12 protein-coding genes are annotated in these 10,685 nt (G+C 60.9%); 8 read left to right on the forward strand and 4 right to left on the reverse strand.

What is annotated here, in order from left to right:
- From HMPREF2690_RS08890 to HMPREF2690_RS08905, 4 genes are all read left to right on the forward strand, one after another.
- Positions 1 to 520: MetQ/NlpA family ABC transporter substrate-binding protein (locus HMPREF2690_RS08890; RefSeq protein ID WP_246815400.1), on the forward strand; the 520-nt coding region annotated here is incomplete at its 5' end.
- On the forward strand, positions 521 to 1,549 hold the full coding sequence (locus HMPREF2690_RS08895; protein ID WP_070450483.1) for a methionine ABC transporter ATP-binding protein: 1,029 nt from the start codon (positions 521 to 523) through the stop codon (positions 1,547 to 1,549).
- Entirely contained in the window at positions 1,546 to 2,226 is a 681-nt protein-coding gene (locus HMPREF2690_RS08900) for a methionine ABC transporter permease (RefSeq protein WP_070482425.1), read from the forward strand. The genes HMPREF2690_RS08895 and HMPREF2690_RS08900 overlap by 4 nt, the downstream gene beginning before the upstream one ends.
- An 11-nt stretch (positions 2,227 to 2,237) precedes the next feature.
- A complete protein-coding gene (locus HMPREF2690_RS08905; RefSeq protein ID WP_070820697.1) occupies positions 2,238 to 3,008 on the forward strand; it encodes an HAD family hydrolase in 771 nt (256 codons plus the stop codon).
- A gap of 12 nt (positions 3,009 to 3,020) precedes the next feature.
- On the opposite strand, the gene HMPREF2690_RS08910 is transcribed toward HMPREF2690_RS08905, so the two are convergent.
- Positions 3,021 to 3,902, reverse strand: a complete 882-nt coding sequence (locus HMPREF2690_RS08910; RefSeq protein WP_070820698.1) for a sucrase ferredoxin — start codon at positions 3,900 to 3,902, stop codon at positions 3,021 to 3,023.
- 141 nt (positions 3,903 to 4,043) lie between these two features.
- Here HMPREF2690_RS08910 and HMPREF2690_RS08915 point away from each other — a divergent pair, with 141 nt between their 5' ends.
- Entirely contained in the window at positions 4,044 to 4,631 is a 588-nt protein-coding gene (locus HMPREF2690_RS08915; RefSeq protein ID WP_246819537.1) for an AMIN-like domain-containing (lipo)protein, read from the forward strand.
- A 20-nt stretch (positions 4,632 to 4,651) separates the two neighbouring features.
- Here the strand turns inward: HMPREF2690_RS08915 and HMPREF2690_RS08920 are convergent, their stop codons facing one another.
- Both HMPREF2690_RS08920 and HMPREF2690_RS08925 read right to left on the reverse strand, forming a co-directional pair.
- Positions 4,652 to 6,205: a Y-family DNA polymerase gene (locus tag HMPREF2690_RS08920; RefSeq protein ID WP_070820699.1), complete on the reverse strand. Its 1,554-nt coding sequence runs from the start codon at positions 6,203 to 6,205 to the stop codon at positions 4,652 to 4,654.
- Positions 6,202 to 6,939 (reverse strand): hypothetical protein, encoded by a 738-nt coding sequence (locus HMPREF2690_RS08925; protein WP_246819538.1) that lies wholly within the window; start codon positions 6,937 to 6,939, stop codon positions 6,202 to 6,204. The genes HMPREF2690_RS08920 and HMPREF2690_RS08925 overlap by 4 nt, the downstream gene beginning before the upstream one ends.
- Positions 6,940 to 7,081: 142 nt before the next feature.
- On the opposite strand from HMPREF2690_RS08925, the gene HMPREF2690_RS08930 reads away from it, so the two are divergent.
- Genes HMPREF2690_RS08930 through HMPREF2690_RS08940 form a run of 3 tightly spaced genes read left to right on the forward strand, consistent with a single transcriptional unit; the run spans position 7,082 to position 9,148 of the window.
- Positions 7,082 to 8,269 (forward strand): helix-turn-helix domain-containing protein, encoded by a 1,188-nt coding sequence (locus HMPREF2690_RS08930; protein ID WP_168167297.1) that lies wholly within the window; start codon positions 7,082 to 7,084, stop codon positions 8,267 to 8,269.
- Positions 8,266 to 8,730 (forward strand): DUF4411 family protein, encoded by a 465-nt coding sequence (locus HMPREF2690_RS08935; RefSeq protein ID WP_070422792.1) that lies wholly within the window; start codon positions 8,266 to 8,268, stop codon positions 8,728 to 8,730. The genes HMPREF2690_RS08930 and HMPREF2690_RS08935 overlap by 4 nt, the downstream gene beginning before the upstream one ends.
- A gap of 1 nt (position 8,731) precedes the next feature.
- A complete protein-coding gene (locus HMPREF2690_RS08940; RefSeq protein ID WP_070820701.1) occupies positions 8,732 to 9,148 on the forward strand; it encodes a hypothetical protein in 417 nt (138 codons plus the stop codon).
- Between the two features lie 102 nt (positions 9,149 to 9,250).
- Here HMPREF2690_RS08940 and HMPREF2690_RS08945 read toward each other — a convergent pair whose 3' ends face one another.
- Positions 9,251 to 10,642, reverse strand: coding sequence for an RNA-binding domain-containing protein (locus HMPREF2690_RS08945; protein ID WP_070820702.1), 1,392 nt, complete (start codon positions 10,640 to 10,642; stop codon positions 9,251 to 9,253).
- Between the last annotated feature and the right edge of the window lie 43 nt (positions 10,643 to 10,685).

Here is a 10,685-nt window from a genome sequence, read left to right on the forward strand (position 1 = left end):
GAAGGACCACGACTCGCTCGACGGCATCGAGGGCACCGAAATCGCTGTCCCGAACGACCCGTCCAACCAGGGTCGCGCGATCAACGTGTTGGTTCAGGCTGGCCTGCTGAAGCTGCGTGAAGGCGCGCCGAAGCTCACCCCGACCCCGGCGGACATCGATAAGGATGCCTCCAAGGTCAAGGTTGTCGCTGTGGATGCGTCCCAGACGCCGAACGCCTACAACGAAGGCCGCCCGGCTGTGATCAACAACAACTGGCTGGCACGCGCAGGTATCGACCCGGCTTCCTCGGTCGCGGCCGACGATCCGAACTCCGAGCTTGCGGAGCCGTACATCAACGTATTCACTGTCTCAGGCGATGACCTGGACAACGAGACGTACGCCAAGTTGGTCGACGTCTGGCAGTCGCCGGAGGTCACCGCAGCGCTTGACGAGGATTCCAACGGCACCGCCGTGCAGGTCCAGCGCAGCAAGGAGGAGCTCAACGAGATCCTCGACCGACTTGTGGAGGAGTACAAGTAAATGACAACAACCGGCACCCGGATTGAGTTCCGGAACGTATCCAAGGTTTTCAAAACCAAAGAGCGCGAGGTCAAGGCCGTCGATGACGTCACCTTGACCGTCGAGCCAGGCGAAATCCTCGGAGTGATCGGCTACTCGGGTGCCGGCAAGTCAACGCTTGTCCGCCTCATTAACGGCCTTGATATGCCAACCTCGGGCGAATTGCTTCTCGACGACACAAACGTCGCCGGTATGCCCGAGCGCAAACTTCGCGAGATCCGCCGCAACGTCGGCATGATCTTCCAGCAGTTCAACCTCTTTTCCTCCCGTACCGCAGCGGGCAACATCGAGTACCCGCTGAAACTGGCCGGTGTGGACAAGAAGGAACGTAAGCGTCGCGTTGCTGAACTGCTCGACTTCGTCGGTCTGTCTGACCGTGGCGAGAACTACCCGGAGCAGCTCTCCGGTGGCCAGAAGCAGCGCGTCGGCATCGCGCGAGCACTTGCGACCAACCCGTCGCTGCTGCTTGCCGACGAAGCCACGTCCGCACTCGACCCCGAAACCACCCACGAGGTGCTCGGAGTGCTGCGTCGCGTCAACGAAGAACTCGGCATCACCATCGTGGTAATCACCCACGAAATGGATGTCATCCGAGCCATCGCCGACAAGGTTGCCGTAATGGAGAACGGTCGTGTTGTGGAGTACGGCGGGGTCTACGACGTCTTCGCCAACCCGCAGACCCCCGTCGCCCAGCGTTTCGCAGCGACGAGCCTGCGCAACACCCCCGATGATGTTGAGCGCGCCGAACTGCTGACCAAGCCTGGCCGCCTGTTCACCGTGGATCTTTCCGAGGACTCCGGGTTCTTCGGCGCCGCCGAGACCGCCCGCACGCGCGGTGTTGTCATCGAGCCGGTCCACGCCGGCATCACCACCTTGCAGGAACGTTCCTTTGGCAAGATGACCGTCCGCCTCAACGGCGACGACGCCGCTATCAACGAATTCCTGGCCACACTGCAGCGCAGCACCGAGATTGAGGAGATCACCCGATGACCGAATACCTGCTCGCTGAACCGAACTGGGACAACCTCGGCCCCACCTTCCTCGACGCCATCGGCGACACCCTGTGGATGGTCGCCATCACCATGATTGTTGGTGGCTTCTTCGGCCTGGTGTTGGGCATGCTGCTCTACACCACCCGACCAGGTGGCATCCTGCGCAACAACGTGGTCTACACCCTGATCAACGTTGCGGTGAACTTCTTCAGGCCAATCCCGTTCATCATCATGATCGCGATGCTGTACCCACTGACTCTGGAGGTCGTGGGCACTACCATCGGCCGCGCTGCCGCAACGTTCGTGATGTGCTTCTCTGCCACGTTCACCGTGGCGCGCATTGTGGAGCAAAATCTCGTCGCCATCGACCCCGGTGTTATCGAGGCCGCCCGCTCCATGGGTGCCGGCCCCTGGAAGATCATCACCTCGGTGATCCTGCCGGAGGCACTCGGCCCGTTGATCCTGGGCTACACCTTCATCTTCATCGCAGTCATCGATATGTCTGCGATGGCCGGCTACATCGGTGGTGGCGGTGTGGGTGACTTCGCCATCGTCTACGGCTACCGCGCCTTCGAGCCACAAGTCACCTGGGCTGCAGTCCTGGTCATCGTGGTCATCGTCCAGCTCGCCCAGTTCCTGGGCAACTGGCTGTCCAAGAAGGTCATGCGCCGGTAGATTGAAGTGCCATGAAGGTAGCGGCGTTCGACTTCGATGGCACTCTCCACCACCCTCCCCACGGTTTCGACCAGGAGGATATCGCCGCAATAGATGCCTGGCGCAAAGCCGGGCATCTTGCCATTTCTGCCACCGGACGCTCCCGTACAGCGCTCGCCCACGGCATGGCCGGCAGCACGCTAGCGTTCGACTACCAGGTGCTGTCCAACGGTGCGTCCGCCACCGACGGTGCCAACCGTGACCTGATCTTCAGCCACGAACTCGACGGTGCCGTCCTGCGTGCCGCCGTGGAACAGTTCGGAAGCCGCGAAGGACTGGCTATTTTCGGTACCACCATCGGACGCGTAGACGGCGTCTTTGCGAACAACACCGGCCGCACCCACGACTTCACAGCCCACTTCACCCCGATGGGCATTCGCGACATCCCAGACCACCAGTTCGCCGTCATCCCGTTCTGGATTCCTAGCGACGACGCCCTGCGCGCCGAAGTCATCGCCTGGGCCACCAAACTCGGCGACGTAGAAGTTGCCCAAAACCAGGACTACATCGACCTCATGGCACCGGGCCGGTCGAAAGGCACCGGCATCCTCGAGCTGTTCGAGATACTCGGCATCAACCGCGATGGCGTTGAGCTCTACACGTTCGGCGACTCATGGAACGACCTGACTATGCACGCTCTGGCCGACCACTCGCATAGTTTCCACCACTCCCCCGCCGACGTGAAAGCAGCCACAGACCGGGTCATCGGGTCAGTGGCTGAAGTCCTCGGCGAGTACATGTAGGGCCTAGCTCCCCTAACGCTCCTGCACGTTGACCGCGACCCAGGCAGTGCCTTCCTTGGGGTCCTTGCCACATGAGTCGACGATGCCACTGACCGAGCGTTGTTCCAGTTCGACGACGTATTCCGCACCGGGCGTGGTGACGTTGACGGTGGCGGTGGTGTCGTCGACACGCGCCGGCGCAACATCGAACTCACCGTAGCGAGGATTGGCAACCTCGCTGGCGACAGCGACCTCGGCAACCTGTTCCACCGGGGTGAGCGTGCCGCGTCCGCGGTTGCCGGGCACGAAGTAGTCGCCCCGCTTCGCGGCTGTGAGCATCGCGTCGGTGGCCTCCACGTTCATGCGGCCGAAACTGTATGCCCAAGGCATGAGCATCATGGTTGCGGCGAAGCGGTGGCCCTTGATGTGGGAGACCTCCCACGCAACGTCGTTGCCCGGGCCGAATGGGTAGCGCTCGTGCAGCGCGTTGACCAGCGGGCGCCCCTTTACGGCACAGCAGACATCGCGCTTGGCGTGGGTACAGATCAGCAGCAGCGGACGTTCCCGTCGCTTCCCACCGTTTTTGCCAGGCCCCGACAGGTCGAGGTTCAAAATGTCTTCTGGCCCGTCCACATGGAGGACCTCGGTGATGCCTTCGTCGGCGAAGACGAGATAGAGGTGGTGATCCTCAATGTTGCGACCTTCGCGCGTTGGATGGCGGATGAGCAGCAGGGATGCGTCGTATTCGTCGAGGTGTTTGGAGATTTTGGGGGTGATTTCTTCGCCAAGTGCGGCGTTGGAAATCACGTCGCGGGGCCACGGGTCGGGCCACTCAAAGATGACGTAGGTAGCGCCGGGCTTGGCGGTGCCGGGCAGCGGTTCAACCTCAACATCTGAGCAGGGCAATTGTCGCATGTCACCACCATAGCCAAGCTTGGCCTAACTTATTAGATGACCCATTTGAACAACATTCACTTCTGTAACAGTTAGATAACCTTTTGGGTATTTCGCTCTGAGGCTTTTGTTCTGATTCCTCCTGCTGGTTACGGTGGCTTAATGCAAAAAAATTCCGGTTCCTTCCGCGCTGCGGTCATGGGCGCTTGCGTAGCGACGATCGCTGCCTGCACCGCCTGCACCACACCCAGCCTTGGGGCCGGCGAAACGGTGGCCAGCAGCTTGTCCGCCAGCTCTCCCCGTGTGAAACCGTTGGGCAACGCTGACCCGTCTCCGAAGACGCAGCGCCCGTCGGCACCGTCACAGCTTGTGGTCACCGCGGTCCGTGTTGGTGCACATGAGGGATTCGACCGCGTCGTGGTGGACCTTGAGGGCGACGGGGATCCGGGCTGGTTTGTGGACTACACCTCCACCCCGATGCAGGAGACCACGGGCCAGCCGTTGAAGGTCGCGGGTAACGCGTTTTTGAACATCAACGTCGACGGCACCGTCTACCCGTTTGAGATGGGTAAGGATTCCGACGTTGAGGTAAAGATGGCTGGCGATACCGGCAACGTCATCGACGTGATCAGCGCCGGCACTTATGAGGGCCGCAGCCAGGTCGTGGTGGGTCTGCGCTCTGCTTTGCCGTATTCGGTGCAGGTGTTGGAGGACCCGAAGCGCGTGGTCGTCGACATCGTCCAGAACTAATCGCACCGCTCACCCCACCGTTAGTACACCGCCTCGACACGCCAGCTGCGTCTGCTCCACACAAGGAGCCACCCTGTCACCGCGCCGTCTGGCCCGCCTTCGCGCCCGACCACCTGCATGCGCGCAAGCCGTCCTGTGGCCCCTTCGGTTTGGGCCCACCATCCTTCATCCACGGGCCACGGCCCGGCCCAGCCGGTAACCAGAAACCGGCGATCGCCCCAGGCCAGGGCGTACGGCGTGGTTGAGAGCAGCACTTCGGCGGTGACGATGACGGGGGTTGCGGTGTCGTCGATAAGCGCGATGCGCGAGGCGGGGTGCTCAATGCCGCCGCCGAGGCGCGCAGGCAGCGGTGCTGGGATTGCTCCGGGCCAGGACAGCTTGTCGACGACCGGCCCCGCCTCCCCGTACGGCACCATCTGCACCCGTTCTACCACGCCACGGCCGCCGACGAGCCGGGGTTGGAGCACCGCGTCGATGCCGAGTTGGGATTGCACGCGTTCCACGACGCGGCGGGCGGTGTCGGTGGAGGCGCCGTCGGCCCACAGTTCGCCGACGGGTTCTGGGGCGGCGAGTTCGAGCGGTTCCAGGATGAGACTTGTAATTTCACCGGCACCGCCGCCGGTCAGCCAGCCGTCGAGTTGCCAGCGCACCCGGTCGGCGGTCGCGGCCTCGGTGAGTGCTTCGCGGGTGCGCCAGACGCGTTCGACGCGGGTGCCGTCGCCAAGTTCGGCGGTCACCTTCAGCCGCAGGCAGTTCCGCCCCGTTTCCTTCAGCCGTTCGTGCAGGCTGGCGGCCAGCGCACGGGCGGCGAACGCTGCAGCATCAACTCGGTCGATCGGGTCCTCCGGAGTGATCGCCACCGCGAGGTCCTCCACGGGAATTTCGGGCGCGACGCGGCGGTCCGGCGTGGCTGCGGCGATCCGGTAGATGAGCATCCCGGACTGGCCGAAGCGCGTGGTGACAGCCGCCGGGGGCAGCGCCGCCAACTGCCCGAGCGTGGAAATCCCCAACTGCTCCAGCGCCCGCACCGTGTCCGTGTCCGCGCCAAGTGCTTCCTCAGCAACGAGCACACCGAGCGGCTGGTCTGCCAGGAACGTCGCCGACTGCCCCTGGGCCACCACGTCAGACGAGCGCGAGGCGATCACTGCGGTGGCGATCTCGTCGGCGGCACCGGCAAGGGCGTCGATGCCGCGGCGCGAGGCGGCGTCGATAAGCATCTCGAGCGCACGGTCCTCACTGCCGTGGAACTTGCCCGCGGCCTCAAGGTCCGCAACGACAAGGCCTGGGCGCAGCACTTCCACGCTCGCCGCGACATCGTCGAGACCCGCTGCAAGTGCTGCGAACATCCGGCCGTCGCGGTCGGCGTTGTCCTCCACCACCGTCAGCTCCGGCGCCGCCGCCTGTGCGTTTCGCACCCGCATTCCACGCCGGATACCCAGTTGGCGGGCCGCCTGCGAGCACGCCTTCACTCTGTGGTGCGCAGCAATCGCAATGGGTTCTACCAACTCGTCGCCGGACTCCAACTTCGCGGCCTGCACGGGCCAGTCCGGGAACCACAACGCAGCAACCCTCATGTAACTAGCCGCAGCTTTCGCCTATCGACGACCCGCTCACCACCAGCACCCAACGTCACCCGTGCACTCGCCGGCCGGTACCCCTTGCCCTCTGCGCGGACATCGAAATCGATCCCGGTAATGCGCCCCGTGCCTCTTCCGATGCCGTGAAATTGTGCGAGCGTGCCCGTCAGTGTGAGCGCCGGCGACGGCACCGCAACGTTGACGCACACAAGCGCCGCTTGCCCTTTCCGGATCCTGGCCAGCAGCGGCCGGGCGCGCACCGGGGTGAGCTGGAACGGGCTGCGAGTGCGCAGCACCACCAGGTCAAGCCCTTCGGCGAGCACGCCCGCCACCGAGAGGTCGTCGATACCCGGCTCCGGCACCGCGACGACCCGCTCAAGCGCATCTGCACCGATGGCGGCGTACGACAGCTCCGGCCACCCCACCACGCCTACGCGCCCACCGGCTTCCACCACCTGGCCGATGAGCTCCACGATCAGCGCGGGTGTGTCACTGACGTGCGTGACCGTCCTTCGCGCCAAGCCACCATTCGGCAACACAGTCGAAAGACCACCGCTGATCGTGAGCACCTCAGTATCAGCCGCAACCTCCTGAGGGACCTCCCCGCCGAGCGCAGCCATGCGCGCACGCAGTTCCGCGATCTGCTCAGCACGCGTCAGCTGAGCAGGCGCTTCGCCCACTTCATGCAGGTGCGCCGCCGCAGATAACGCTCGAATAGGTGTTCCACTCACGCCAGATAGTATGCACCCCGGGGTCGACGCAGGCAACGCCCCTGGTCGAACAGGCTTGCTAAATTATTTTCAACTTCTTTTCGCTGTTCAAGGAATGAAAGTCTTTCACGCGAATCAGCTTTTGTATACGCATTGAACCAGATTGAGTACGCTCAGCAGCATCATTTCCTATCCGAACATTCGCACAGCTGAAGGAGGCAGACTGATGGAGCGGGTTCCAATTCAACCGCAAACGCTCGCATGGGCACGTCAGGTATCTGGTCTCACAGTAAGCGAGCTAGCAAATGCAATCGGAGTGAAGGCAAAGCAGATTGACGCCTTTGAAACCGGCACCGCGAAGCCAACGTTCAAACAACTGGTCAATGTAGCGAAAAAGCTCGACCGCACACCCGCATTTTTCTTCACCGAACCGCCAGCCCAAGCAGATGTCCCCCCTACGGTTGATTTCCGGCAGTCCCCCGAAGCCGATGGGCTCGACGCAGCCACCACTAAAGCGCTGCGAAGGGCGGAACGCTACCGCGAGATCATGCTGGAGTACAGCCAACCTTCTCACGCCGGAATCACATTCCCTACCGCTTTTCACTGGGGCACAGAGCAGCAGGCAGCAGCAGCGATGCGTTCTCTGTTGGAGCTCGAGCCTTCTTTTGTTCCTACCGGACCAACAAAAGACGCTGGCTTCAAAATGTGGCGCGACCTTTTGGAAAACCATGGGATCATGGTGTTCCAAACTTCGGATGTGGAACGTGGAGTCTTCCGCGGCCTCTCTGTCTATCACGACGTGTTGCCGATTGTTCTACTCAACGGAAAAGACAGCTCTGCAGGAAAGACGTTTACCCTTTTCCATGAATTGGGCCACCTCATCAACCGCAGCAGCGGGTTGTGCTTGCTCGAGGAGACCGACACTGAAGAAGCGTTAGTTAACTCTTTCGCTGCACACTTTCTTATGCCAGGGGCAGCAGTTTCGGAGAAACTATCTGGTCTAGATAGCGATGACCTCGTCGACGTAATTGCCACCCACTTCAAGGTAAGCCGGGTTGCTGCGGCTATTCGGCTCAAAAACCTCGGTGTGGTCAACGAATCGGCCGTGAAACGTGAAATGTCGTTAAGCAATTCCGCATGGAAACAAGAACGCGACCAGATGAAAAAGAAGGAAGCCGGGCCAGCATATTGGCGGATGCGTTACCGGGATCTCGGCGCAACGTACGTGGGCACGGTGGCTCGTGCGTTAGAAGAAGAGAAAATTAGCATTCTCGATGCATCGTATTTCCTCGATTCGCGTGTACCAACCGTCGACAAACTGATTGATGCCTATCGAAGTGAGGCAGGATGACTTCCTACACCTTCGATGCCAACATCTTGATCAACATGGAGCGTTGGTATCCCCGCGAACATTTCGCGAGTGTTTGGAGCAATGTCGAAGAGTTGATCACAGATGGTCGCGCCTGCATTTGCGGGATGGTCGAAGAAGAGATCAAGCGAGGTACCGACGACCTTCACAAATGGACAAGATCCATTGATGAATTCGTCCATCCACACACGGAGCAGGACTATGAGATAGCAGCCAAAATCTCAACCGCCCACCCAGACTGGGTAGTTGAGAAACAAAACGCCGCTGATCCCTTCGTCATCGCGCATGCAGCAATCGAGGGGTCGATCCTCGTGACTCAGGAAACAAGAAAGGGACCCGGAGTTCAAGGCCGGAATTTGAAGATTCCCAATGTCGCCGACGAGCATGGTGTCACATGCATCAATTTTTTCGGCCTACTCAAGGCTGAGAACTGGAGGTTCTGACATGATCCCGATCAGCGCTAACGAGGTCCGCAACCGCGTCACTCCGATCCCCACGCCCGCCGTCGTGCGCGCGGTGGGTTCGCTGACTGTGGGCGGTTCCGTGGGCGTGATGGTGTCCGAAGCGCCGCTGGGCATCAAGGCGATCACGGCGCTGGTCTGCGTTGTTGTTGCTATCGCGGTGACGTGGCTGCACCCCTACCGGAAGCAGATTGCGGCGTTTGCTGAGGAGAAAAATGTCAGCAGGGTGCCGTCGATAAGCATGGTTGTGCCGCTCATGGCGTGGTGGCTGGTACTCATGATGGGCCCGCTGGTGCACTGGTCCGCGGTGGCGGGGCTGCTGGTTGGCATCCTTGCAGCAGTGGCGGCGTGGTTGCTGTACCCGCACGTGGACGGCACGCGGCGCCTCGCGTACGCATAGAACTACTCGAAAGAATCTACTCGAAAGGCTTTCTAGTAGACGAGTTTTCGCAGCTCAACCTAGAAACATTCCCTTTCGAGTAGCTTTCTAGTAGCTTTCGAGCTACCGCAAAGGCCCTTCCAAAAGCCATACCGCCCGAGGGTCCCGAGGACCTTTACCGCGCCATTGAATAAGGCCCTCCTCCCGCAGCGCTTTCAACGCGCGGCGGGCAGGAGGGTTCGAAATCCCCAAAGCATCTGCAACCTCCCCCGTAGACATTGGCCTGCCTTTCGCTTGCATGACTGACAGGGCACTGCCGGCGTGAGGCGGGAGGGAGTCCGCGGTCTTCGGATCAAGCCGTTGAACCGCCTTCAACGTGAGCAGAACACTTCCGCTCGTCTGTTGGTAAATCGGATCAGCAAAACCCACTCGCCGCATACCTGCGAACATACGGCGGATACCCTCGCCGAGTTCTTGGCCAATCCGAAGCTCTGCCGTCACCCGCGCAATGAGAGGATTGCGCGCAAATCGAGCAATAGATTCTGGTCGTGTGGGGTCCACCAAACCGGGAAAGCGCCCCGGACTCGAAACTTCGATGCGAGATGGATAGATCTCGAACCGCACATGGTCGCCAGCCATGCTGTACGACCGGTGAATGACAGCATTTACTAATCCCTCAAGCCAAACGTCGTGCGGGATGAGATTTTCATCCTCGAACAACCCCGAAGCACCCAGGCGCCGGACTTGCGGCAGCATCCCCTCAATCGCCCGCTGAGCAGCCCCAATTTGTTGCGGCAACGGCCCCTCAAACCGGTCGTCGGCCAAAAGCTGTTGCTGATGCCCCGCGAGCCGCTCATCCTCACCGAACCGCAGAACACGGACATGCGCATTAGGGAAGAACTCTTGCGGGTCTTTACCGAAGAGCAAGAGTGCTGCTGTGCGGGGCCTACCTTCGCGGTCGATGAGATTTCTTGCTTTAAGAGCGTCTTCAGCGGAAGAAGAACCAATAACGTTGGCATATTCACCAACGATCTCCATATCGAGATCACCCATACCGACACGGGGCAGCACCGTCGCGTCGAACTGTTGCTCACCCTTGGTGTAACGCAGTTCGAGAATGCCGTCTGCATTCAGCAACCGAGATTCGTCGCCGACACGCAGGAAGCAGTCCCCCGACCGCAAATAATGCACATGCTCACTCGGACCTACATGAAACAGGTAAACCTGCGCACCGTCGCCGACATCGAACGGCTCGATTCGAACGCGCACGGTTGGATCTGTGTGGTCGAGCGATGTTTGTCTCAGATCATTGTCCTGTTTAGGCGTCGGTGCCCCATCAAACTCCCGGTCAGTAATTCCGACAGCAATAATGCCGCCCTCCGCATTTGCCATGCCGACGATGGTTTTGGCGAGATCCTTCGGCTTGATACGGAAAGACTTTCGCTCGAACCATTGATCTTCCGGCAGACGCAGAAGGAGGCTCGGGTCATCTCGATAGTTTCTTTCAGGGTTCACGCGAGGAATTCTACTCGAAAGGCTTTCTAGTAGACGAGTTTTC

Origin of the sequence: Corynebacterium sp. HMSC034E11, assembly GCF_001835905.1 — a bacterium.
In the GTDB taxonomy this organism is placed as follows: domain Bacteria; phylum Actinomycetota; class Actinomycetes; order Mycobacteriales; family Mycobacteriaceae; genus Corynebacterium; species Corynebacterium coyleae.

What these genes read in the sequence shown, in the direction of transcription:
- HMPREF2690_RS08895 (WP_070450483.1), top strand. Translation starts at nt 521, where the DNA reads ATGACAACAACCGGCACCCGGATTGAGTTCCGGAACGTATCCAAGGTT.
- HMPREF2690_RS08905 (WP_070820697.1), top strand. Translation starts at nt 2,238, where the DNA reads ATGAAGGTAGCGGCGTTCGACTTCGATGGCACTCTCCACCACCCTCCC.
- HMPREF2690_RS08915 (WP_246819537.1), top strand. Translation starts at nt 4,044, where the DNA reads ATGCAAAAAAATTCCGGTTCCTTCCGCGCTGCGGTCATGGGCGCTTGC.
- HMPREF2690_RS08910 (WP_070820698.1), bottom strand. Translation starts at nt 3,902, where the DNA reads ATGCGACAATTGCCCTGCTCAGATGTTGAGGTTGAACCGCTGCCCGGC.
- HMPREF2690_RS08920 (WP_070820699.1), bottom strand. Translation starts at nt 6,205, where the DNA reads ATGAGGGTTGCTGCGTTGTGGTTCCCGGACTGGCCCGTGCAGGCCGCG.
- HMPREF2690_RS08940 (WP_070820701.1), top strand. Translation starts at nt 8,732, where the DNA reads ATGATCCCGATCAGCGCTAACGAGGTCCGCAACCGCGTCACTCCGATC.
- HMPREF2690_RS08900 (WP_070482425.1), top strand. Translation starts at nt 1,546, where the DNA reads ATGACCGAATACCTGCTCGCTGAACCGAACTGGGACAACCTCGGCCCC.
- HMPREF2690_RS08935 (WP_070422792.1), top strand. Translation starts at nt 8,266, where the DNA reads ATGACTTCCTACACCTTCGATGCCAACATCTTGATCAACATGGAGCGT.